The sequence below is a fragment of the Pandoraea pnomenusa genome (assembly GCF_040391475.1).
GTDB lineage: Bacteria > Pseudomonadota > Gammaproteobacteria > Burkholderiales > Burkholderiaceae > Pandoraea > Pandoraea pnomenusa_C.
Genome location: NZ_JBEBXS010000002.1, coordinates 152,001 through 177,149, shown reverse-complemented (window position 1 = coordinate 177,149; position 25,149 = coordinate 152,001). Strand labels below are relative to the sequence as shown.

The window sequence follows — 25,149 nt, the reverse complement described above, 5'->3', positions numbered from 1 at the left end:
ACGGCGCGCCACCGCGCCGGAAGTGTCTGACGGCGTCGACGATTCGTTGCTGCGCCCTGGTGCCCGCGTGTGTTCATCTGGAATTCAGCCTGTGGTGGATGCGTCTTCCTAAAGACACGCGCACTGCACAAAATCCACCAACTTTTTTGAAACCGTTCGAACGGAACCGCGCTGCACCTCACGCCCGGCGTCGCGGCACAACGTCAACTCAGGATCAGCAACCCGCCGGGCAACGCGCGCGACGTCAGGCCGAACGAGCGCTCGATCTGCAACAGCGCTTCATTCAGGATGGCGATGGAAAAGCGGCCGCTCACGGGATCGCTGCGACGTGATTCGGCCAGCAACACGACACGACCCGGCCGATAGCGATTAATTTCTTCGATGACCTTCGCGAGCGGCGTCTGGCGGAAGACGAGTTCGCCGCGCCGCCACGCCGATACTGCGGCCGGTTCGATCCCCGCGACACCGCCGATGACGTCATCGCGATACACGGTCTGCTCGCGCGCGGCCAGGTGCCGCTCCCCGGCAGGATGCAGCACCCGCACCGAACCCTCCAGGCAACTCACGCATACGCGCCCGTCGAGATTGCGCACTTCGAAGCGTCCCGAGTCGGCCATGGCACGTCCGGCCCCCGCCACTACCGCGAACGCGTTGCGCGTCGCGTCCAGATCGACGGCAACCTCGCCGGTCAGCAGCTTCAGCCCCTCGGTACGGCCATCGAGCGTTTCCCGGCGCACGCTCGTCTGCGTGTTCAACGCAACGTTGACGCGCCCGGCCAGCGAAATATCGCGCTGCTCGCCGGTCGCGGTGCGGTAGTCGGCGGTCCAGGTACTTGCCGAGGGCCACAGACCGAATGGCGGATATACCGCCGCAATACCCGCGGCCGCCGCGGCACTCAGACCCGCGCCAAGGAACGCACGACGGCCTGCAAAAACGTTCCCGCGCGCTTCGGGATTCGTCTCGGCAATCACATTCCGTCCATCGCCATGGGCCAGCCGACGATGACGTGCCGCTGCCGCCGAATCCGAGCGAAGCAGCTCGCCAATCGCCGGGCGCATGGCATGCCACTGCCGCTTCGCATCGTCGAACGCCGCCGCGTGCGCGGCGCTCATGCCCTGCCAGCGGCGGAACGCGTGCAAATCCACCTGTCGCACGTCGCCACCGCTCAGACGGGCGAGCCAGATCCGCGCTTCCTGATGGAGCGCTTCGTTCCGATCCGCCGGGTTACCGGTTGGCTGAGGTGTGGTCATGGTCTTACGCGTACACGAGCGAGTCATCGGCGCCACACTTTCCCATTCGCGGCGCCACAAATTTTTTGGTCTTCATAGAGATGACATGTTTCATGGCGCATTTCCGCCAACTTTTTTTGCAGGCGTCCTTTCCGGACCTTCCCGACGCGTCATCTGTTCGGCGCAGAAGTCCTGTGCGCGCCGCAGTTCGTGCTCCACGACACTGACCGTCACCCCCAGGCGCTCGGCCACTTCCTTTTGCGACATGCCCTCCCAGCGCACGAGCAGCAACACGTCGCGGCGACGCTGCGGCAAACGCTGGATCACCCGCATGAGGGCCTCCATCTCGGCACGCGCCTGCGCGGTCTGCTCGGGGCCGGGTGCCGGGTCGGGCATCTCGAGGATCTCGTCGATCTCGCTCGCGCTGGCCTGCTGGCTATTGCTGCGCAGGTGGTTGATGGCGATGTTCGTGGCCATGCGCAACAGGAAACCGTGGGGATTGAGCACCGTTTCCTGATCCTCGAGCCGGGTCAGGCGCAGCCACGTGTCGTGCAAGGCGTCTTCCGCCAGTTCGGGGCTGCGTAACGAGCGCACGAGGTGGCGCTTCAGATCGCCGTAGCGTTTCGACAGATAGGCCATCAAGGCCAGCCGAACTTCCTCCGTCATGATGGCCGGGCTCCCGGGCGGCACGCCGGTCCGCCGCGCGACTCGGGCAGGATCAGCATGGCGAAGGGCTGGGGCATGTCGGGCGGCGGCGGCTCGGAAACCCATGCCCGAGAGAGCGTGTCGACGAGCGCGCGGCCCATCGGGGTCTCCCCCGCCTCCGAGAGGATGCGCACGTCGACCACATGGCCGTCGGGCGCCACGCGAAAGCGCAGCAACGCCCGATACCGGGTCTTTGCCGTGCGAGGATCGGCACAGATCGCCTGCCAGATATCCGATTGCACCAGCGCGTCGTAATGGGTGATGCGCGCAGCCTCGTCGCGTTCGCGGGCCTCGCGCTCCACCGTTTGCACGGAGGCAGGCACCAACACGAACGTGGCGACATCCTGGCTCCTGGCAGTCTCCACCGTGAGCCCCGTGCCCGCCAGCAGCACGCGCAACGCCTCGAGCGCCGTGTACCGACCCGTTACGGCCGATGCGGTGCGCCCGGCAACGAGCGCGCTGCTGAACAGCGCCGAGCGTCCGGATACGGAGGAGAACGATTCCAATGCCATGTCGAGCGGTTGCGCGGGGATATCGAACGTGAACTGCCGCTCGCCCGCCGTCGCGCTCGCATTCGTCGCGGCCGCCTGCGCTTGCGCGTGTACGGCCCCGGAAGCGCTCAGGTAACTCAAGCCGCACATCGCGCTTGCCAGCAGAAGCGCGCCGGCCGATGGCGGATTGCCTGTCATCTCGATGGGACGATTGTCGGAGTGCTAATCGGACGTCTTGCCGCAGTCTCTTTGTCTCGCCTGCAATGTCGTTGAATATTGTGAATTTTCAGTGACAAACGACGTTCTTGCGGCATGGCAGCCGTCTAACCGTCAGCCGGGGTCGGTCGACGTTACGACAATGCCGGCAGGGCACGTGCGAGGGTGATCCGTGGGCGGAGGTGCCGGCCCCGGCCGGAGACCGGTACTGTGCCCGCATATGACACCCACCGGGTCAGGCGTCAGTGAGCGAACAGGGCGATTGCGGTTTGACCGCGGTGGCAACTGTCGCGCAGTCGACAGGGTCGGTAACCGGTACCGCGGCGGCCACCGGCGTCGAGATTCGTTTGGCCGGGCGGCGCGATTCGCCGATGCCACCGGAAGGCATCCGGCCGGTCTGCATGGCACAGTAGTCGAGCGTCTGGCGCAGCAGTGTGTCGACCTTGCGCAGCGACAGGCCATGACGGGCGGCCACTTCCTCTCGCGTCAGGTCGTCGACGCGCAACTCCATGAGCACGCGCCGATGATGTCCCGACATTTCACCTAACGCCCGGGAGAGCGCGGCCAGTTCGGAACGCGCCCCGGCGACGGCTTCCGGGCCCGGCCCGCGATCGGGCAGCCCGTCGAACGCTTCGTGTTCGTCGCCGAGCGATTCCCACATGCGCCGTCCGCGCATCTGATCGACCGCCAGGTTGTAGGCCATTCGGAACACATACGTCTCGGCGCTGTGTACCGCATCGGGCAACGTCGCGCTGCCCAGTCGCACCCACGCCTCATGCAGACTGTCGCTGGCCGTATCGGAACAACCGATCCGGCGCGAGAGCCGACGCAACAAACGTTGGTAGTTCGATTCGAGGCACTCGCGCAGTACCTGAATCGCCGCGCCGGTCTGCCCGGCCCTGGCGCTTTCCTGCGCCTCGGCGGCGGAGACGGCGTCGGCCAAACTGCTTGCCGTGCCCATCTCCACCGCCGTGTCGGCCGTGCCCCCGGCCTCCGTATATTGTCTGCGCGCGAACATTGTGTGCCCCCCGATACCCATGAACGCTTCTGTCTGCCATTTCATACAAGCCTCAATGACATGACGGATATCGAAGGGCAAATCCGCAGATTATTTTTTGTAACGTTGCCCACGCCGTCACAGATGTGCCTTTTCCTCGCGCGTGAGTTGCATCTTCTGTGCTTCGGTCAACTCACCATTGCCGACGAGCTGGAAGGCGCTCGACGGGTCATAGCCCGCCCGGGCCTGCGGTGCAGACGACGCGCCTTTCCGATCGGCTGACGGCGCCCCGGCATCCGGGCCGCCCAGCATGCGAATGGAGAAGATCGACGGGGCGCTCTGACGCTGCGCCGCGCGGTCTCGTGCCATTGCGTCCTGCGCCGCTGTCGCGGCTTGCGCAGCCGTGGCGCTCGCGTTGGTCAGCGCACCCACGTTGACGGCGGCGATCACCGGCAGGCCCGTCGACTTGCCCTGCACCTGCACGTTCGCCGCATTGACGATCGCGAGTGCCGCGAAGTTGACGTTGCCCGACACGCGAATACCGGCTTCGCCCGCGTCGATGGTGCCCAGCGGCGCGACCAGATCGATGTCGCCGCCCGGTACTTCGGGCAACGGGGCCAGCGTTGCGATACCCGCCCCGCTCGACGGCACCGACGGCGAGAGCGCCACATCGCCGACGTTGTCGTACACACGCTTGGGCGGCGTGTAGAGCACGGTGGTCTTCGAGCCGCGACCGGCGTTGATGTCGCCCTGCGCCGACCATGCCTGGATGTTGCCGCCGAAGGTCGTCATCACGCGCGACAGGCCGAGCAGAATGCTGTCGCGGCTGTAGAGCTGGATGTCGCCCTCGCCCTGCGTGACGACACCGGCCATCGCGCCCGGTGTGACACCTTCGACGCCGACCAGCGTGCGCCCGCCCGGTGACAGCATCTGGATGCTGCCGCCGAAGTTGGTCCGCACCCCGGCGTCGCTGGTGATCGGAATGTTCACACCGTTGACGTTGTTCATCCCGACCACGCTGCTGAACATCGTGATCGCGCCGTTTTCGTCGATGGCGTGGCCGGCGGCATCGTTCGTGGGAAACAGCGTCGCAATGGCGTCGCGTCCGCGTAGATAGCTGCCGTAGCGCGGGCTGCCCGAGTCGTTGTATTCACGGCCGCCGAGCAGCAACTCCCTGAAGTACACGTCGCGCACGAATACGCCTTGCTGGGCGGTCGGCAACGCGAGGAAATAGGCGAGCGCATCGGCCGGGGTGCCGTCGTAGCGGAAACGATCCTTCAGCCAAGTCACCAATTCGTCGCCATAGGCGTGCGCCACCTTGCCGCTGCCCGCCAGCGCGGTGCCGCCGGGCAACTGGTTCGCCGGATCGAAGTACGCCCTGGCAAAGCCCGCGTAGTCCGGGCCGTTGGCACCTACCCCGGCCAATACCGAGATCCCTGCACCGCCGCTCGTGTTCGACGGATGAATCACGTCGCCCACACTCGTCAGCATGCCGTAATAGCCTTGATACAGATTGCGCCCGGCCTGCATCTGCAACAGCCCCGGTCCGAGAATGTTCGCCGACTGGTAAAGGATGTCGCGTCCGGCTTGCATCAATGTGATGTCACTGCCGGTCACGTTCGCGAACGTGTCCGGCACCGTGCCCATGCCGACGATGTCGCGCCCCGCCATGACTTCGAACGGCTTGGCGGCAACGTACCAGGCGGTGTGCGACGGGATGAACCGCGCCACCGGGTCGTTGACCATCTTGAGCGTCTTGCCCAGCCCAAGATCGTCGATATCCACGCCGGCATAGATGCGTGCAGGCACGCTGTCGCCTGTATGAAGCGCCGACGTCACGGTGTCTTCGCCATAAGCGAGCGGCGTGCGGGCATTCTGACGAATGGCCGCATCGATCGACGCGCTGTTGAGTGTCCCGTCGTTGAACGTCTGGAAGACGACATGCTGCGGCGTGGCCAATGCCGCCATGTCGGCGCCGGACATCGAGATGGTTCCGCCCTGACCGTAGATCGTGCCAGCCGCATACATCTCGAGCTGCCCGACGGGCGAGGCGATCAACTCCAGGTCGGTTCTCGGATCATCCGGCGTCATGGCCGTCTTGAAGCGGATGTCGCCATTGGCGGCTGTCACGCTGAGGCCACCCGGGAAGAACGTGCCCGCATTGTTGAGCGCGTTGCCGGAGGCGCCTCCGTCCATCGGCATCACATCCCCACCGGCTGAGAACAAGGACACCTTGCTGGAGGGCCGGAACAGTGTGAACTGCGTGAACCCGCCTTTGCCAACGGCGCCGGTACTGCTGGTGTAGTACCCGCCATTGACGTCCGGGGTCGGGATCATGCCCGCATCACCAACGCCGCCGAGCACCAGATCGCCGCGTGCGCTCATGCTGACCGTCCCGTCGCCCGGCACGAGTGTCGGCCCCCGCGTTTGCGTCACGCCCTTGATGGTCGTCAGCAGTTGCACGCGCGGATCGAACGACTTCCAGTAGCTGCCGTTGCCGAACGGCGCCATGGTGCCGATCGAGCCCGCATCGATGCTCGCGTCGCCGCGCAGATTCGTGACATTGCCAAAGTAATCGGACGGTCGGTCGGACTGCTGCGCCAGCGACGACCGTCCGTTGAGCATGCCGTCGACCTTCAGGCTCACATCGCCGCCGCCGGTCTGGACCACCGTTCCATCGGAGAGCACGCGCCCGGTCGAGGCGACGGCGAGGTCGAGCCCGGTCGATTTCCATACATCGCCCGTCGTCGCCACGCCCGCGTTGCGCCCAGCGTCGACGGTCAGATTCCCGCCCCCAAGTGTGCCAATGCCCTGGAACCCGACAATCGATTGCGTGAGGCTATACGGGTTGACCTGCGCCATCGAGCCGAAGTTGATGCCCCATGCCGCCGGGTCTTGCGTCAGCCCCGCGCCGCCCTGACGCCACAACCAGTTCGACGTGAGGTTGCTGTTGTTGTAGCGCACCGAGTTATCGGCGATCTGGATATTGCCGGTGACGTCCTGCTGCGCGACGAGCAGCATGTCGCCACCATGCTCCGGATACCAGACCTGCACGGCGCCGCCCGACGCCGTGCCCGGCAGGTTGTATGGATTGCTGCCGTCGGCCGCGAGGATCGGCGCCGACGCCATGCCCGCCGTGTAGACGCCATAAGGCGTGGCTTCGCTGAAGCTGCCGCCGGACAGGATCTCGAGGCTCCCCGTGCCGGTGCGCAGCACGCTGAACGCCGTGGCGCGTTGTGCGCTGGTGTACGCGGCGTCGCTCAGCGTCACGTTGCCGCTCCCGGCCAGTGCACGCGTCGATTGCATGGCGCGCTGGTCGGCGCCCGCAAGATCGGCACCACCGACGAGGCGCACCGACGCCGACAGCGAACCGGGAGCGAGCATGGCTGCCATCGGCGAGGTAGGCGCGGCTCCGGGGACGGCGGGAGAGACCACGCGCCCGATGGCGGGCAGATTCCCGACTTCGAAGAACAGATAGTCGTTCCCCCCCGCCGAAGGTCCGGGATCGAGCAAGGTGCCGGCCCGAATGATGTCGCCGGGCCCGTAGGGGCGGCCGTTGCTATCCACGAACGGGACGCCGTAGTCCGTCACCATTTGTTGGTAGAACGCGTCGTTGGGTACCGTCCAATCGGCCGTCAATGCCACCGTGATCTGGAACGCGTAGCTGGGATTATTCAATCCCGTGTCGCCAGGGCTCCACAGTTCGGATTTCGGGTCGTTCGCGTAGTCGATCGCGCTGTAGACCGCCGGTGTGCCGCTCGTCGACCGGAACCCGTCCGAGAGGCTGCCGCCAATGGTCAGATTGCCACCCGCCCGGATCGCAAGCGCCATCGGCTCGCCTGCGCCGTACGTCGCCGAATTCGGGTCGCGGTTGGCCAACGCGCCGTAACGGTACTTCGCGAGATCGATATCGCCGATCGTCGAAAGATCGCCGGTTGAGGCAATCTGCACGCCCGGGCGCAGGTGGTAGGCGTTGCCGTACGCCGACAGGCCTGCTGTGCGTGCAGCCAGTGCACCGTTGCCCGCCGCGGCGTTCATGAACGTCGTGCTCGCGGTGTCGTAGCCGTCGAGCGTTGCCTGCGAGATCGCGCTGCCCGGCGCGAGGTTGTACGTCCAGAACCCGTTGAGCGCGATGCTGTTCGCGCCGCGAATCGTCAACGGCCCGGACGCGTCGATGGCGATATCGCCCGAGGTTTCGCCCGTGCGCATCGCGTTGAGCACAACGTCCCCATAAGACTTGCCATCCGGTGTGCTCAGATCGAGCGTCGCCCCCGGCGGGAGCGTCATTCGGCCACCCGAAGTCGTCAGCTCGATATGACCACGATTCTTCGATTCGATGGGTGCGCCATAGCTGTCGACCTGTAGCTTCTTTCCATGCGCGTCGAGCACTGCTGTGCCGGCGAGCGTGAGCCCGTTGCCTGCGGAAAGTCGGATCGTGCCCGGCGAGGTGCCGGACGCATCGATCGTGCCGTTCACCGTCAGGCTGCCGTTGTCGACCGACAGGTTGACCTTGTGCGCCTTCACGCCGTCGCCGACCACCAGATCGCCCTGCTTCTGCACGAAACTGCGCGAATCGAAGAAGCCGCCGCCGTTGAGCAGCGTGTTGAGTCCGGCGAAATCCGCGAAAGTCCCGGCCGACGCGCCGAAGTCGCCGCTGACGAACCCTGCGTTCGCGCTGCCGAGTAATTGACCGCCCAGCGCGACGGCGCCGGTACTGGCGTCGACGGTGATCGTGCCCGCGTTGTTGTTCTGTGCCGAGACGTCGATGATCGAACCCGACGACTGCGAAACGCCGCCCTGTGCGCTCGTGAACAGCGCGGTGCCGCCGAAGCCGTAGACGGTCGCTGCCTGAATACGCGACGTCTGCCCGCTCAGGTCGATGCGGCTGCCATCGGCGAGCACGATGTCGTGCGTGGCGTCGACAGCGAGCTTGCCGCTCGGCAACAGGACCGTCGTGCCGAGACGCACCGTATCGGCGCTCAGATCGATCTCCGCCCCCGCCACGCTCGACGTGACCGCACTTGGCGTGGTGCCAGCCGGGGCCACGACATCGAGCGCGCCGCCCGCCGTGTAAGCGATGATCGACTTCTGCGCGCCGGTCAGCAGCGGCGTGGCGAGCGTCAGGTTGCCGCCCGTGCCGCTCTGACCGAACACGTCCCCGCTTTGCGTGCTTGGCGCCTGATACACGAAGAGCTTGCTGTTGCCCGCCGAGACGATGCGGTCGCTGGCAGTGAGATCGACGTTGCCGAAGCCATACACCGTGCGCGTGACGCTTGTCGTATCCACCGGCGCGAACGTACCGAGATCGATTTCCTTCGCGATCAGGCTCAATGCGCCACTGCCCGGCACGCCGACCAGTGCCGGCGCCTGTGCGTCGGCCACACCATTCCATGTCAGTTGATCGGCCGCAATCGTCGCGTGGTCGCCCGCGCCACCGTAACCGTAGATCGCCGGGGCCTTGAGCACGACGCTCACACCGGAGCCGCGGGTGTCGAGCTGACTGCTCCCGAAGACATTGATCGCGCCTGCCGCGCCCAGCGTGAGCTTCTCGAGCGCGGGTGCACCGCTTGCCGGGTCGCCGCGCATCAACGTCGAGAGCATGGCCTGATTGAACAGCATGCCCGCCGGATTGCCTGCGGCGGCCACTTGCGCGGCATCGCCGACATTGAGCGAGCCGACGGCCAGCGTGATGTTGCGTGCGCCGAAGCGCGACGTTGGGTCGAGCGTCGAGGCCCCATTGGTCGAGAAGACCAGCGAGCCTTCGGCGAAGAGGCCCGAGCCTGCGCCGATGGTGATACTGCCCCGACTCGTTTGGGCGCCGCCGAACTCGATCTCGCCATTCGAGAGGCCAAGCACCGTGTACTTGCCCGCGACGTAGGGCATGCCGGTCGACGCGGTATCGAACGGCGCAGGTCCCTTCCCGACAGTCGTGAGCGTCACGCCATTGCCGAGGGTAATGTTGTTGCCGATCAGGTAGAGCTCGCCGGCCGACAGCGTCACGCCGTCGCGCACGAACAGATCGTTGACGATGCCGCCACTACCGCCACTGCCGCCGAACACGTACTGCCCAACCCTCGCCGACACGTAGCCGTTGATGCTCAGGCGCGGCGCGTTGATAGCACTGAGATCGTTCGCCCCGACCGAAACGCCGCTGAATCCGGCCGATGGCGTTCCCACCGTGATTTCACCAATGTTCTCCACGGCCGCCTGTCCGGCGATGCCCCCCTGCGCCGCCTGGAAGTTGGCCTGCCCCTGGAACGAGAACACCGGCCCGGTCGCTGGTGTAGAGGGCGTTGCGAGCACGATGTCGAGCGCGCGGCCGTCGCGCGGCAGCAAAGGCGCGAGGTTGCCGAACTGCGAGGCCTGCGTCGCGAGGAAGTCGCTGTAGCTCTGCTCGTTGTACTGGGAATACTTGCGCACGGCCGTACCCGGCGTGACCAGCAGTGTCGATGGCAGTTGACTGCGCACACTTGTGTTGGCGGTACTCAGATAGCCGGCAGCCAGATAGGTGCCGTTGCCCGCCGCCGTCGGTACGCCCGGCAGCATCTGTCCGGTGCCGCCGATCTCGACGCGATACGCACCGGGCAGCAACGCGTAGTTCGACGGCAGCAGCGTGTAGGTGCCTGCAGGCAGACCAGGTACGCCATCGCCAATGGAGATGCGTTGGCCCACGGCCGGATCGCCCGCACCGTTTTCCGGCGAGACAGGCGCGTAGCTCGACGCGTAACCCGGCACGATGGCGTAGACCTTGTCGCTCGCCTTGCTCAGTTTCATGGTCGGGTTCGCGTTGACCAGCGGCGTACCCAGCACGTTGACCGACCCGCCGCGACCGGACACGAACCCCGCGCCGGTGAGCGTGCCGCCGCCCGACAGGTCGAGCAGCGCGCCGCTGTCGACGGTCACGGCGTCGCCCGTCAGACTGATACCGGAACTGATCCCCCAGCCCGCGCCGGTGATGCCGCCCGCCTGCAGCGGGGTAACGCTTGCGCCATTGAAGCTGTACGTCACGCCGTCGAAGGTGCCGCCGTACGGCATCGTCAGCCCGTTGGACGACACCGAGGTGATACTTCCGGGCAGCAGTTCGATGGACTTGACCTCGCGCGCCCCCTCGCCCGGCACGGCGGCGTCCGTCTGGCCGAAGATCAGGCGACCCAGCGGCGCGCGCAGGATGCCGCCCTGACGGATGTTCGGCGCGGAAAGCGTCAACGTGCCGAAGGCGGACATCGGCATATCGGGCACGCTCGATGTGGTTCTGCCGAGCGTGAGCGTACCGTCGTAGTCGAGGTTTCGCTGGCCCGCCACGATGTTCGCGGCCGCGCCGGTCGTCGGATAGATCTGCGCGCCGTCGAGCTCGATGTCCCAGGCCGAGAGCAACGTCGTGCCCTGCTGGATCGTTGGCGTGGGCAGGAAGCGGATATCGCCCTGACTAACCAGACGTGTCGTGAGAAAACCTGTCACCGGTGTCGACAGGTTCGGCGAGAACGACAGCGGGCCCTGCAGATCGATGAGATTCGCATCGATTTCGAACGTCGCCGTCGTGGGAACCGGGGCCGAACTCGGCGCACCGATGCTACCGCTACGATAGCCGTCCCTGAAGATTGACGGCGTGCCGGTCAGGCTCACGTAGGGCGCGGCAAGGCGAACGGTGTTGCTCGACGGCACGACGGTGCCGGTCTGGGGTGCCGAGGACGTGAAGGCATTCGCCGTGAGATTGAGGCGCTTGTCGAGCGAGAGCGAAACGTCGCCCGGGAAGATCATCATGTCGGTCGTCATCAGCGATACGCCGCTGAATCCGCCGTCCCTGATCTGGTCGACACTGACGGCAGCATTGCCGAACGTGAGCGCGGAGACACCTTCCGGTCCCGACAATGCGGCAGGTACGGCTCGCGTTTGCGTCACCACGAACTGCCCCGGCACGGTGACGTTGCCCGGCAACTGCCCCCACGGATCCTCGAATTGCGCCGTGATGAGCGAGAGCGACAGATCGCCGCCCGAAGCACCGCCCCCCCCCGCCTTGGCATGGGCGTCGCCATCGAGCATCAACCCGCTCATCGAGCTGAGCGAGACGGTGCCGCCATTGGAGGCGAGCGTCATCGTGCCCTTCGCGTTCGACGGTTGTCCCGACACGGTCGACGTGGCGACGCTCACCGCCGCGCCATCGGCATTGAGCTGTGCCCCCGGGCGAACGATCACGAACGACGGGCCGCCGTTGATCGTGATGCTGCCGCCATCCGACACCGTGCCGTACTGGCGCCCCGTGGCATCCCTGGCCGTGTAGCCGAAGCCGGAGACGTCGAGCAGTGCCGTCGGCCCCAGCCAGATCGACATACCGAGGTTCTTGCCGCTCGCGTCGAAGTTGCGCGCGCTCGCCAGTACGTTGTCGGCTTCCGACGTCAACGCGATCTTCCCGCCGCGCGCAATGAGTGAGCCGTCGACGGTGATACGACCGAAGGCATCGAGCGTGAGGCTCTGCCCCGGGTCGACGGCAATCGTCGCCCCCTTGCCGATGTTGACCTCACCGCCAGCCAGGTTGCCCTGATAGTCCTTGCCGACGGAGCGCAGCGCGAGACTGACCCCGGCGCGCTGCGTGAGCGTGGCAGTCTGGGCGTTCTCGGCAACCAGCGGCGGCAGCGTCAGCGCCATGACCTTCGACGGGTCGCTGCCCGTCGGCGCCGTCATGCTGTCCGCCGTAAGACGATAGACCGGCATGACCGGCGCGAGCGTCACACCGTTATCGACACGCAGGCCCTGACCGCCATTGATGTCGTAGCCGGAGAACCCCGCGCTGAAGAACGGCGTATTGCTGCCCGATGTCCCTGCGTTGAACATCGGGACCGGCGTGACAGCGACGGTGCGCGCGAGGGTCGTGCCCGCCGGAATGACGACGCCCACCGGATACGTCACATCGACGTTACTGACCGAGCCCGCCGTGTACACGATCCGGTACGGACGGATCGCAAAGCCGACGGGGAACACGCTCGACGGAATGATCGTGCCGGTCGGGAGGGAGCCGTCGCTGCTGTTCGTGCCGAAGATGTTGTTGATCAGCTTGCCTTTGGGCACCGTGGCGCCGGCGTAATAGCGGTCGTAGTCCGAATTCGGCCCGGCCCGGTACGCGAACACGGTCACGCCATCCGGCACCACCCAGTCCGCCGCCGTCGGCACGGTCGGCGCAACATCGAGCTGGATCGGCACCGGGAACGGCACGTCCATGATCAGCCGGGTGTGGGCGTCGATCGAGGAGAACGGCAGCGGAGTGCCGGCGGGCACCGTGTAGGGTTCCGCCAGTTTCACGGCAATATCCACCGAAGTGCCGGCCGCCAGTTCGCCGCCCGCGAGCGCGGCGTTCGCACCGATCATAATGGCGTCGGGGGTCGAGACGGTCAGCTTGCCGCCACCGTTCACGCCGTAGGCGTTGATCGTGCCGTTCAGGATGAGCGTGCCGACGTTCACACTGACGTTGCCCGCCGAATTGCCGGCGATCAGCGTCACGTTACCGCCCGTGCCGCCCCGGACCTTGCCATTGGCGAGGATGGCGGCGCCTGAGGACACGTCGATCACGCTGCCGTCGCCGAGGGTCAGGTCACTCGTCGAATCGAGCGTGACGTTGCCGCCGTTGATGAACGCCACCCTGGACATCGACCCGGGGTCGGTGCTGCCATTGACCCAGAGGCCCCGCACATCGATGCGCGCGCCAGGCAACAACGTCAGCCCGACAGTGCCGTTAGGCGAGAAGAGTGCCGTAGCGTACTTGTCCCCCGCGCGAAGGTACGTGTTGGAGATGTTGACCGTCCCCGACGGCACCGTCAGATTGCCCGACACGTCGACGTACGGCGCGACCAGCGACAGGCGGCCGCCGTTGTCCAGGCGCAGATCTCCGCGCACCTTCACGTCGCCCGAGGTCACGAGATCCATTTCGCCATAGCCCGTGGCATTCAAGCGCGAGGCGTCGAGCCAGAGGGTGTTGGCGCGCGCGGGGTCGAGCGTGTCGGCCACCGACAAGGCCGAGGTAATGTCGGCGATGCCACCGATCACGACATCGGTCGTAAAGGCGCCCGTGCGACCCACGCCCGTGTATTGCCCGAGCGTGAGCGACCCGGCACGCGGTACGGCGAACTGGCTCAGCGCGTAGCCATCGGTCAGGCTCGACGGACGCGCTTGCGTCTGCACCGGGCCGGTGTAGACGTTGGCCACCACATCGCCTTCGAGCACGGCGGTGGGCGCGGAGATCGACAGGCGACCTGCGTCGCGGCCCACGGTGTAGCCGTTTTGCAGCACACGTTGCGGTGCGATCAGCGGGTTCGCGTAAGTCTCCGTGGCCGTCGTCCCCCAGCGCGGGTGATCGACTTCGAAGCCCTTGTACACGCCCGTGTAGAGCACATTCGACGGCGCGCTGTTGACGTTGTAGAGCTGACCGTCCGCCCCCTTGAGCCAGGACTGATTCAGGTATCCCGTCTGCACGTTGAGCGAGCCGCCCGACAGGTTGATGAGCGCGCCCTTTTGGGTGACAACCTCGGTGCCGCCGAGCGTCACCGTGCCACCCTGCGCTGCCCATTCGCCAATGCCGTGCGCTTGATTGGCGAGATAGCCGCCGACTTCCAGCAGGCCCCCCGGCGTGTACCAACGCTCGTTGGCGTAGCCGCCTACTGCGGCCGGGAGATAGATCAGGCGACGACGGTCGATATAGACGTTCGCGTTGTTCAGCGCGGCGTTATCGCGGTTGCCCGGCGCGTCGCGCTGCTCGTTACCCTGCACGTTCACCTTGACGTTGTTGCTGTCCATCGAAAGCGACACGCCGACGGCGCCTGAAACGTCGAGTTGTGCGCCGTTGGCGACAAAGCTTCGGCCCGTCGCGCTGACCGCCAGTTGACCGCCTGTGGCGAGGGTGAGCGAGTTGCCCTGGAATTCGACGTTGCCACCGCTCACGATCTCCACGCGCGACTGATCGCGCCGATCGGAGAGCTTCGACAGGTTGTCGAACAAGCCTGAAGACGTTCCCGCGCGGAGAGCGTTCTGCGCTGTCGAGTCCTGCATCAGCGCCGTGCGCTGGCTGTCGAGCGCAGTAGCGCCGCTGTCGCTGATCAACACCGACGTGAGCGCGCCGTTGCCCAGCGTCACCTTGCCCAGCGTGTCGCTTGCGGAGTTCAGCAAGTGGATCGTGCCGCGCGTATTGACGGTCGTCGTCGAGACGACGACGCCGAGTTGCTGCACATCGCGCCCGGCGACCGTGATGTCGCCTTCCGGCGCCATCAACAGGCCCGTGTTGACGACTTTGCCCGCAGTACTCTGTGCGGCGAACTGCGGCGAGATCTCATTGCCGCGCGTGGTGGATGGCGTGTTCGCATCCGTACCGTAGCCCTTGCGAATCACGAAGCTGTCGCCCGATGCCAACGCCACCTGCCCCTGCGGCGTGACGATGGTGCCTGCGTTACTCACTTCCTTGCCGAGCATCAGCACATAGCCGCCACCTTGCGTCACAGAGGTCGGCGTCCGCGTCGTGATGTTCGCCCCCGGCTGCACTTCGACTTTGCCAAGCGCATCGGTGAAGCTTGGCGTGGTGCCGTTCGCGCCATACAGACCACCGGTCTGAAACTGTGCATCGCTCATCTTTGCGGCGGCGACCACCAGATTGCGCGTATCGACCTGGCTCGTTCCGCCGAAGATCACACCATTCCGATTCAGAACGAGGACCGTGCCGTCGCCGTGAATCTGCCCTTGAATCTGGCTCGGACGCGCCTGCGGATCGTTCACACGGTTGAGCACCGCCCAGTTGCTTTGCTGCGCGAAATTTACCGACGTATTGCGCCCGACGTTGAACGTCTCCCAGTTCAGGATGGCCTTGTCGGCGGTCTGTTGGACGTTGACGTTGGTCTTGCCGTTGACGGTGCTTTGCGTCGGCGCTTGCGCGTTGATCCAGCCTTTGGTGAGGCTGTTGGTGTCGACCTTCAGGCCGCCTTCCGCAAGGCCATCGGGAATCGTGGCATCGCTATTCGCTGCTGCGGTGCGCGCATTCGCTTGGGCAGCTTGCATCGCGGCGATGCTCTGCGCCGCAGCACTCAGATTGGCAATTGAGCGCTGCAACTGCGCGTTGGCCTGCTGCTGCTGCGCGGACGGGTCCATGAGCGAGGTCACCGGCATGCCGTTCGGCAGGCGTCCCGTCTGCGAGGCCGTGGCCTGCGCTGCGCCACGCGCAGCAAACCATGCACTACTAAACGCTTGCTGGGCATGGGCAGCCGACGACGCCAGCAACGTCAACGCGGCGGCTTGAACGAGCGGCTTGCGATGCAGGCTGCGAATCACGCGCCCTAGCCGGCGGCGATGCGGCTTGCGTGACGAGTCGGTGGAGTCGGGCGAAGCGAGCGAGACGAAAGGGTTCGGTTGCATGTCGGGTCAGCAGTGGCAATCGGTTGGCGGCCGTCGCCATCGCATCGATGCAGGCGGCCTTCCCTTTGATGACGACGCTCACTTTCCAAACCCGCAAAGCCGACCAGGAAAATTTCGCATGCGCCCGAATCCGTCCCGGCCCGCCGTTCCCGAAATATCCGCTAGCCGACCACCAAAATGCCACCGGGCAGTTGCGTCACGCTCGCACCCAATACCGTCTCGATTTGCGCGAAGATCTCGCCGATCCGGTCGATGCGGAATCGTCCGCTCAGACGGCTTTGTGCGAGACGGCTGTCGAAGACCATCACGCGTCCGGCGCGATATCGATTGATCTCGCCGATCACGTCTGCGAGCGGCGTGTTGCGGAACACGAGCACGCCCGAACGCCACGCCGACGTCGCGCTCGTATCTACCGCCACGGCACGCCCGAGGCGTTGCCCTTCGTAGATCACCTGTTCCCGTGCCGCGAGTTGCACGCGGTTGCCGCCAACCTCGACGCGCACGCCGCCACTGATACACGTGACACACACACGCGTTTCCAGGTTGCGGACTTCGAAATTCGCCTGCGTGCCGATGGCACGGCCGTCGCCCGCCGCCACGACAAAGGGCGCCGGGCTGCGCGACGCGTCGACCGCGATCTCGCCGTCGAGCAGCTTCACGCCGCGCTGCGCGCGGGAAGCCACGTCGTCGTTGGTCAGCGCAATGCTGGTACGGGTATTCAGATCGACCGTCACGTTGTCTGCCAGCGCGACCTGACGCTGCTCGCCCGTGGCGGTGCGATAGTCGGCGCCTGCCATCGACGCCATGGCGCCCCAGAACCCCGTCGGTGCGATGACGGCCGCGCCGATGCCTGCGGCCGACGCGAGCGCGCCCCCCAGGAACATCCGGCGGCCGATGCGGGTGGGGCGGCGGGCTTCATCACGCGTGCGCGCACGCGCCATTTCCCCGGCGGGACCGAGATCGCGCCAGAGGTTGCGTGCTTCGGCAAATGCGGCGGCGTGCGCCGGACTCGCGTCGCACCATTGTTTGAGTGCCTGCGCGTCGGCGACGGTGGCTTCGCCGGACGTGAGGCGCCGCACCCACGCGTGGGCGTCGCGCCGCAGGGTCTGCGTCGTCGCGGGTCGGGTCGGGCTGTCGGGTGCTGCCTTCATGTCGGGTGTGTCTGTCGATCCTCTGCTTGCGGCGCCGCCCGGCATCGCTTCCATTGCCGGCGGCGATTCTGCCCCGGCGCGGGGGCGTCACATCTCTATGACGTTTCCCGCGACCGGATCCCGCAAATATTTTTCCAGTTTTCTTCGTCTGCGTCGCACAACCGTCATCAAGTCGTGGCGGGCGCACGCATTTGCCTGACTTCGCTTGCTATCGCTCCATTTGCTCGGCGCAGAATTCCTGTGCCTTCTTCAATTCCAGTTCGACGAGCCGCAGCGAAATGCCGAAGCGCTCCGCCACCTCGCGCTGCGCCAGCCCGTCGAGCCGCACGGCCAGCAAGATGTCGCGACGGCGCTGGGGCATCTGCGCCAGCACCCGCGCCAGTTCGTTTAGGTCGGAATTGGCTTCGGCGATCTGCGCCGGGCCCGGCGACGGGCTGACCAGATCAAGCATCGTCTCGATCTCGCCGACACTCAACCGGCGGTCCTCGGCGCGCTGCTTGTCGATCGCGGCGTGATACGCCATGCGATACAGGTAGGCCCCGGGATTGCGCACCGATTCGATGTTTTCCGAACTCTCCAGCCGCAGCCAGGTGTCCTGCAACGCATCGCCAGCCAGATCGGACGAGCCCAGCTTTCGGGCCAGCAGCGTCTTGAGTTGTCCGTAGCGCTGCACGAGCAGTTCCCGCAGCGTGGCGCGTGCACTATCGGCCATGCACGCCTCCGGTCTTCGACGCATCGCTCGCCGTCTCGCAGTCCCAATTGCGTCCCGACGCTTTGGGCAGCACCACGAACGTAAAGGGCTGTGCCAGCGTCGCCGGTGCCGCCTCGCCCACGCGCACACCCTGCAATGTGTTCACGACCAGCGTGTCGACGCTCCGGTCGCCACTGGAGCCAAGCAGCGCAACCGGGCCGATCACGCCGGCGGCATCGATCCACAGGCGAAGGGCGATACGACGCGCCCCTTGTGCCAGCACCGGCTGCGCACAAAAGGCGTCGTGCACGCGCGTCTGCACCAGTCCGAAAAAACGTCTGGCGGCAGCGGGATCAGCATCGATGTTGTCCGTGACATCGGACGACGCGCGACGCGATGGCACGAGTGCCACGGTCTTCGCGCCGGTGTAGCGCGGTGTCAATCCGCTGCCCTCGAGCAGCATTTGCAGGGCGGCACGGGCAGACATCTCGCCCTGCACCGGCGCGGAGATGCGCCCTGCGGTCAGGGAACTGTCGTACAGCAGGGAAATGTCGGTGGCGGCACCGTAGGCTTCAAGGGCGGCCTGCAAGGGCTGCGCAGCAATGTCGAACGACATCAGCGGCTGCGCACCGGCACCGGCCTCGGCCGGCGCGACGGCACCGGAAGCGACGTCTGTCGCCCAGACACGGGCAGGGCAAGCGCAGGAGCAGATCATCGCGATGCACAGTAACAATATCGGCTGCGGCGTGCTTTTCGCTATGTTTCTGAGCATGTCCGCGCTACTTGGCGCACGGCTCGTCCGGGCGGGTGAAGCGCTCCCGGTGGCGTGCGGAATTGAAGTCTTCGCGCAGGCTAGCAGTCCGACATGAATTTTTTGTTACATGCGGCGTTTCTTCTGATGGAACCCCGTCTGACACCGGTCGGGATGTCAGCAGGCGGCGTCACTCACGCGCCGCAGGCGCTTCGAACGTCTCGAACGTTTCGGTGGTCACCGGTCCGCCGTACCCATATTTGGCACGCGGGCGCAACATGAACGCCTGCGTGCGTTGCTCCATGACGTGGGCCACCCAGCCCGCCGAGCGGCCGACGATCCACATGGCAGTCGATGCCCCGTCGGGCAGGTCGAGCGCGCGCGCCAGCGTCACCAGCCCCGTCGACAGCCCCGGATGCGCGTTGAGTTCCGTGCGCATGCGCTCCAGGAATTCCAGCGTGAGGCGCGTGTTCTTGCGCGACGTCGCGCTCATCACTCCCTTGCCCCCCTTACCCTTCTCCTGCGCGAGTTCGTCGGCCCGTTGCATCATGAGATCGGCGCGCGCGTCGCCCCCCGGATACAGCGGATGGTTGAAACCGAACAGGCTCGCCCCATACTCGCGCACCCGGTCCACACGGCTATCGAGCGCGTCGTAAGGTTCACACAACAACAACGTTTCGATCTTCTCGGTGCTGGTGCCGGTCGTGAAGCCGATGTGCGAACCGATCGCAGCGGCCACGCAACCGAACAGATCGGCGTTGGTCGACGCGGCCACCCGTGCCGAGAACGTCGCCGGTGCAAGTTCATTGTCGGCCAACACCACCAGCGCAGTATTCATCGCACGCAGGCGCAACGGTGTGTGGGCGATACCGGCGGCACGAAGCATATGCGCGGCAATGCTCTCCCCACCTTCGCGGGCGACATGGCACTGTTTCGGACCGAGAAAACCCACACAGCCCGCCATGCAATGGAGCATCGCGCGCGCCGCCGGCACCGCCGTGCCGTCGGCAAGCTCGCGGGCCCCGCGTCCGTGCATGGCCATCGCAAACGGCACCATCCCCAGCAGGTTGCCGATGTCGGCGCTGGCCACCTGCCCGTTGTACGTCGAGAGAAAACGCAGCACGTCCGGCGGCGTGTCCTGCATCGGCCACTCCGCAATGCTGTCCTGCCAGATCCCGGTGATCAACAAGTGCACCACCGATTCGAACGACGCTCCGCCTCCGGCAAGATCGATCGCCAGCCGGTTGCGATAGCGCGGACCATGCGGGGTGATCTGCGTGATGGCCGAGTACAGCACCGGATCGCCGAAGCGCATCGTCGATTCCGCTACGGCGCCGGTCGGCGCGCGCCCCCGCTTTCGCGTCGCCAGACGCTCCACGTCGCGACGCAGGTACAGGCTCTTGCGCCCGTCTTCATGCGGACGCGCGCGAATCAGGCCGCGGCTCACATAGGCGTAAAGCGTGGCGGGCTTGATGTCGAGCAACGCCAGCGCTTCTTCGCGCGTCATCAGGTCGGTCTGCTGCGTCATTGTCTCCCTCGGTTGCGCCGAAACGTCGCGTTCGGCCGGATCTGAGGCGCATGATGCCACAGCCATATTGACTTTAAAAATCAATATTGATAAACAAAAAACCGCCCAGTAAAGTCGTCTCCGAAGCACACGACAAAGACACTGCAGCCCCGGTACGTCCGGCGCCGACAGGTCGCCCCTTCGGAGACAACGTATGGCCCATGACCTCTCGCGGCAATCGTCGCCAGCCGTCGAGCGCATCGACGTTCGCGACGCGCTGCAATCTGCCCCGCTGGGGCCGTTTCACTACCGGCTCGCCACGTTGCTGGCGCTGATCCTGCTGTTCGACGGCTTCGACCTCTACAACGCCGCGTACATCGTGCACGACGTGACGAAGCTCTGGCTGTTGTCGCCGAGCCAGATCGGCGTCTTGCTCTCGTGCGGGCTCGCAGGGTTCGCTGCGGGCTCGGCCGTCTCCGGGCTATTCAGCGACCGCATCGGACGCCGCCGCGTGCTGCTGACCGGTATCTGGCTGTCGGGGCTGATGAGTCTCGCGATTGCCCGCTTCGCCCACGATCTCAATTCGTTCATCGGTCTGCGGTTCGTGATGGGCATCTCGCTGGGCCTGCTCATGCCGGTAGCCGTCACGTACATCAACGAGATCGCGCCCAAGCGCAGCGCCAACGTCTTCACCATCGTCTTCTTCACCTGCGGGTGGATCGGCGGTGCCACGGCCTCCGGCTTCATCGCGGCCTGGCTGATTCCGCAGTACGGCTGGCAGAGCATGTACTACGTGGGCGGCCTCTCGGTGGCATTGGCGCTCGCGCTGCAGTTCGTGCTGCCCGAGTCCGTGTCGTTTCTTGCCAGCCGCGGACGTCAGGAGGAAGTTCGCGCCCAGCTCAAGCGCCTGTGGCCTGCGCGCGCCGCAGAGTTCGAACATGCGACGTTTACCTCACCGGATGCCGGGGTCAAGGCAGGCTCCGTCGCCGCGCTCTTTTCCACCGGGTTCCGTCGTCAGACGATCTGCTTCTGGGCGATGGGTGCGTTGTCGCTGTTTTCGTCCTACGGCCTGTCGGGCTGGCTGCCGACCATCATGCTCAAGCGCGGCGAGAACCTGTCGACGAGCTTCGCGTATGGCTCGCTGCTCGTCTTCGCCTCGGCGTTCGGCAGTCTGATCTGCGGTGTGGTCGCCGATCGCATCGGCAATCGACGTCTGGCCATGTCGCTGGCCTGGCTGTGCGGTGCGGCGGCCATCGCCACGCTCGCCCTGGCGTCCGGCGGTTCGGTGACGTTCGTCGGTATCGTTGTCGCCGGCATGTTCGTGATCGGCACGCAGACGGTGCTCAACAACCTCGTCGCCGTGAGCTATCCGACGGAGATTCGCAGCACTGCTGTCGGGCTTTACCTGGGCATCGCCCGTGTCGGCGCGATGTGTGGCCCGGCCATTGCCGGGGTGTTGCAACAGATCACCGGGGGCGCGGGCACAATGTTCTTCGTGCTCGGCGCCGCGCTCGTGACGGCCGCCGTTCTGGTGTTTCTCGTGGCGCGTCCCGAGAACCTGCCCAAGGCGCCCGCCTTCGGTCATTGAATCCGGAACGCGCCATGTCGAAGCTGTCCCTTTCGCTCGCCGTCAACGATTACGATCATGTGCGCGATCTGCTCACCGGCCGGATCTCGGCCGAAGGTATCGACCTGATCCCGTCTGTGTTGCCGGTCGAGGAGATCTTCTATCGCACCACGCACTATCAGGAGTGGGATCTCTCGGAGATGTCGCTGGCGAAGTATGCGTCGCTGCGCTCTCAGGGCGACGATCGCCTGATCGGCCTGCCGGTCTTTCCGTCGCGCGTCTTCCGGCTGTCGTCGCTGTATGTACGCAATGGCGGCGACGTCGCCACCCCCGCCGATCTTCGCGGCCGTCGCATCGGCGTGCCCGAATGGGCGCAAACGGCGTCGGTGTACTCGCGCGGATGGCTCGCCCATGACCAGGGTGTCGCGCTCACGGATGTCGACTGGGTGCAGGGCGGTGTCAATCAGGCGGGCCGACGCGAGAAGGTCGCCGTGCGCGTGCCGGAAGGGGTGCGTTACCGCGCGTCGCCCGAGAAATCGCTCACGACACTGCTGCTCGACGGCGAGATCGACGCCATCCTCAGCGCGCGACCGCCCGCGCCGCCACCGGGACGCGAGGCCGACATCGTCCGGCTGCTGTCGGACTTCGAATCGGCCGAGCGCGACTACTTCGCGCGTACCGGCATTTTCCCGATCATGCATCTGATCGTCATGCGCCGAGACCGCTTCGACGCGCATCGATGGATCGCCAACAATCTCCTGAAGGCCTTCACGCAGGCGAAGGACGCCAGCATCGCGCGCCTCGAAGACATCACGTGCTCGCACTTCCCGCTGCCCTGGATGAGCCAGCGTGTGGCGCAAGCGCGAGCGATGTTCGGCGGCGATCCGTGGCCCTACGGCGTTGCGCCCAACCAGGTCACGCTCGATGCCTTCTTGCGCTTTGCCCACGAGCAAGGCGTCTGTCACCGGCTGATGCATGCCGACGATCTGTTTCCGCCGGAGGTCGCGGCCACGGTGCGGGTGTAACCCCCGCGCCCGACGACCTCCTTAGCTTATCCCCTCTGGAACACCACCATGACGCAAGTCCATACCCCTTACACCCCTGCCGTCACCGAACACGACGCGCAGTCGATGTTGCAATTGCGCGAGGACCTCGCCGCCGCGAATCACATCCTCGCGCACCATGAAGTGCTCGACGGCTTCGGCCACGTAAGCGTGCGCGATCCTCGCAACCCGGCACACTTTCTGATCGCGCAATCGATGGCGCCCGAGCTGGTCACGCCGGAAGACATCCTCACGCTCGACTTCGACTGCGAACCGGTCGACGGCGACACCCGCAAGCGCTATCTCGAGACGTGGATCCACAGCGAAATCTACCGGGCACGTCCCGACGTCAAGGCCATTGTGCACAGCCATTCGCCGTCGGTGATTCCGTTTGCCGCGTCGTCGGTGCGGTTGCGTCCGGTCTATCACATGGCGGGATTTCTGGGCAGCGGCGCACCGGTGTTCGACATTCGGCATTGCTTCGGTTGCACGGACATGCTGGTGCGCAACGGAGATCAGGGCAAGGCGCTGGCGGAATCCCTCGGCGACGCCGATGTGGCCCTCATGCGTGGCCACGGCTTTGTGGCCACGGGACCGTCGCTGCCTGCTGCGGTGTACCGCGCGATCTACACGGAGTTGAACGCCGGCATGCAGTCGAAGGCCATCGCGCTCGGCGGTGACGTGACGTATCTCGATGCCGAAGAAGGCAAACTCACGAATACGACGAATCTCGGCGTGATCGAGCGCCCGTGGACGCTGTGGAAGCGTCAGGCGGCCGCGTTGCGCGGCGAATGACCGCCGGGGTGGCAGCGCAAGCCAAGGCTTGACGTGCCACCGCGGCCATTACATCGAGCCGCACTGCACCTGACCCGACACCGGGTCGCGCTTGCAGGCCGACTGCCCCTGTCCGTCAAATTGGATAGCGCCCTGATTCTCGGTGGGCGCGCCGGGGTAGCGGCCCGGCGGCGCGCGCTGCGGCTCGGTCAGATTGCGCATCTGCATGTTGCTCGCGGCAGACGCTTCGCGCTGACGCTGCGCCTGACGCTCGCCTTCGGCCATGCCCTGATTGAATTGCGCGCTGATGCCGCCGCTGCTTTCCTGGCGTGGCGCCGGTGGCGAGATCGAGACACCCGGCTGAGTGCTCGGTACAGACTGGTTCGACTGGCGGATGCTGTTGAGATCGCCGCTCTGCAGGTACGACTGGGCGAATGCGCCGCCGGTCGTGAAAACGCCGGCGGCAGTCATGCAGGCAAGCAGTATGGTTCTGGCAGACATGTCTCGAATCCCCGTGATGATCGAGATGCGAGACCATGCCGGCACGACTCGCATCGAATAGTCGGCGCTTGGCCGTGTTTCGATGGAGTGTAGCCTGATTTTCGTGGGATCAGGCGCGTCGCGTGGCTAGCTCGGTACCCTGACGCAACGCTTCGAGCAGGCTGCCTTCGTCTGCGATGCCCTTGCCCGCGATGTCGAACGCGGTGCCGTGATCGACCGACGTGCGCACCACCTGCAGACCGACCGTCACGTTCACGCCCGCCTCGAGCCCCAGCACCTTCACGGGACCATGGCCCTGATCGTGGTACATCGCAACCACGAGATCGAAGTCGCCGCGACCGGCGCGGAAGAACAGCGTGTCGGCAGGCAGCGGACCTTCGATATCCCACCCGCGCTCGCGCAACAGGTTCACCGCCGGCACGATCTTCTCTTCCTCTTCGCCGTAGCCGAACAGACCGTTCTCGCCCGCGTGCGGGTTGATGCCGCACACGGCAATGCGCGGATTGGCGATACCCGCCTTCACGAGCGTGGCATGACCGCGCTCGATCGTGCGCTGCACCAGTCCCGGCTCGATCTTGCGAATGGCGTCGATGATGCCGATGTGCGTCGTCACGTGAATCACGCGCAACTGCGGCGCGACGAGCATCATCGACACTTCCTCGACGCCTGTCAGATGCGCGAGCATCTCGGTGTGTCCCGGGAATTTGTGGCCGCCCGCGTGCAAGGCTTCCTTGTTCAGCGGTGCCGTGCAGATGGCGTCGATCTCGCCGGCTTCCGCGAGCTTGGCCGCGTGCGCGATGTACTGGTAGGCCGCATCGCCCGCAATCGCGGAGAGCTGACCGAACGGCAGGTCTTCGGGAATCAGGCCGAGGTCGATGCACTCGATCGTGCCCGGCGTGAAGGCCGCCTCGGCAACCGTCTTGATGCGGCGCACGCTCAGCGGCTTCTTGACGATGGCGATCGCCTGCTCGAGACGGCGCGCGTCGCCGATCACGACCGGACGGCACTGCTGATAGACGCTGTCGTGCGCGAGGCTCTTGACGATGATTTCCGGGCCGACGCCAGCCGCATCACCCATGGTGATGCCAATGACAGGCAGATATTGGTTCATGGCGTTTCCGTTCGTATCTGTTTGGGGGGGT

15 protein-coding genes are annotated in these 25,149 nt (G+C 65.8%); 4 read left to right on the top strand and 11 right to left on the bottom strand.

The features are described from left to right. Positions 1-203: 203 nt before the first annotated feature. The 8 genes from ABWO90_RS03475 to ABWO90_RS03440 form a co-directional block, all read right to left on the bottom strand. On the bottom strand, positions 204-1,250 hold the full coding sequence (locus ABWO90_RS03475) for a FecR family protein (RefSeq protein WP_353189805.1): 1,047 nt from the start codon (positions 1,248-1,250) through the stop codon (positions 204-206). 90 nt (positions 1,251-1,340) lie between these two features. After that, positions 1,341-1,895 carry an RNA polymerase sigma factor gene (locus ABWO90_RS03470; RefSeq protein ID WP_353189804.1) on the bottom strand — a complete coding sequence of 185 codons (555 nt, stop codon included), beginning with the start codon at positions 1,893-1,895 and terminating at the stop codon, positions 1,341-1,343. Then, complete coding sequence (locus ABWO90_RS03465) at positions 1,892-2,623, bottom strand: secretin and TonB N-terminal domain-containing protein (RefSeq protein WP_353189803.1); 732 nt, start codon at positions 2,621-2,623, stop codon at positions 1,892-1,894. Before ABWO90_RS03465 ends, ABWO90_RS03470 begins: the two co-directional genes overlap by 4 nt. Before the next feature lie 253 nt (positions 2,624-2,876). After that, entirely contained in the window at positions 2,877-3,704 is an 828-nt protein-coding gene (locus ABWO90_RS03460) for an RNA polymerase sigma factor (protein ID WP_353189802.1), read from the bottom strand. Positions 3,705-3,776: 72 nt separating this feature from the next. Beyond that, on the bottom strand, positions 3,777-16,022 hold the full coding sequence (locus ABWO90_RS03455; protein ID WP_353189801.1) for a filamentous hemagglutinin family protein: 12,246 nt from the start codon (positions 16,020-16,022) through the stop codon (positions 3,777-3,779). Positions 16,023-16,183: 161 nt separating this feature from the next. Then, positions 16,184-17,173 (bottom strand): FecR family protein, encoded by a 990-nt coding sequence (locus ABWO90_RS03450; RefSeq protein ID WP_353189800.1) that lies wholly within the window; start codon positions 17,171-17,173, stop codon positions 16,184-16,186. Positions 17,174-17,381: 208 nt separating this feature from the next. Continuing rightward, positions 17,382-17,885, bottom strand: a complete 504-nt coding sequence (locus tag ABWO90_RS03445) for an RNA polymerase sigma factor (protein WP_353189799.1) — start codon at positions 17,883-17,885, stop codon at positions 17,382-17,384. Then, positions 17,875-18,480 carry an STN domain-containing protein gene (locus ABWO90_RS03440; RefSeq protein WP_353189798.1) on the bottom strand — a complete coding sequence of 202 codons (606 nt, stop codon included), beginning with the start codon at positions 18,478-18,480 and terminating at the stop codon, positions 17,875-17,877. The genes ABWO90_RS03445 and ABWO90_RS03440 overlap by 11 nt, the downstream gene beginning before the upstream one ends. On the opposite strand from ABWO90_RS03440, the gene ABWO90_RS03435 reads away from it, so the two are divergent. Next, entirely contained in the window at positions 18,467-18,733 is a 267-nt protein-coding gene (locus ABWO90_RS03435; RefSeq protein ID WP_353189797.1) for a hypothetical protein, read from the top strand. The genes ABWO90_RS03440 and ABWO90_RS03435 overlap by 14 nt on opposite strands. Before the next feature lie 72 nt (positions 18,734-18,805). On the opposite strand, the gene ABWO90_RS03430 is transcribed toward ABWO90_RS03435, so the two are convergent. Further along, a complete protein-coding gene (locus tag ABWO90_RS03430) occupies positions 18,806-20,143 on the bottom strand; it encodes a citrate synthase (RefSeq protein WP_353189796.1) in 1,338 nt (445 codons plus the stop codon). A gap of 193 nt (positions 20,144-20,336) precedes the next feature. Between ABWO90_RS03430 and ABWO90_RS03425 the strand changes: the two genes are divergently transcribed. The 3 genes from ABWO90_RS03425 to ABWO90_RS03415 are packed head-to-tail and all read left to right on the top strand — an operon-like array spanning position 20,337 to position 23,527. Beyond that, complete coding sequence (locus ABWO90_RS03425) at positions 20,337-21,710, top strand: MFS transporter (protein ID WP_353189795.1); 1,374 nt, start codon at positions 20,337-20,339, stop codon at positions 21,708-21,710. A gap of 14 nt (positions 21,711-21,724) precedes the next feature. Next, positions 21,725-22,714: a substrate-binding domain-containing protein gene (locus ABWO90_RS03420; protein ID WP_353189794.1), complete on the top strand. Its 990-nt coding sequence runs from the start codon at positions 21,725-21,727 to the stop codon at positions 22,712-22,714. Between the two features lie 48 nt (positions 22,715-22,762). Next, entirely contained in the window at positions 22,763-23,527 is a 765-nt protein-coding gene (locus tag ABWO90_RS03415) for a class II aldolase/adducin family protein (protein WP_353189793.1), read from the top strand. A 48-nt stretch (positions 23,528-23,575) separates the two neighbouring features. Here ABWO90_RS03415 and ABWO90_RS03410 read toward each other — a convergent pair whose 3' ends face one another. Both ABWO90_RS03410 and pdxA read right to left on the bottom strand, forming a co-directional pair. Then, positions 23,576-24,007, bottom strand: a complete 432-nt coding sequence (locus tag ABWO90_RS03410) for a hypothetical protein (RefSeq protein WP_353189792.1) — start codon at positions 24,005-24,007, stop codon at positions 23,576-23,578. A 109-nt stretch (positions 24,008-24,116) separates the two neighbouring features. After that, positions 24,117-25,118 (bottom strand): 4-hydroxythreonine-4-phosphate dehydrogenase PdxA, encoded by a 1,002-nt coding sequence (gene pdxA, locus ABWO90_RS03405; protein ID WP_353189791.1) that lies wholly within the window; start codon positions 25,116-25,118, stop codon positions 24,117-24,119. Between the last annotated feature and the right edge of the window lie 31 nt (positions 25,119-25,149).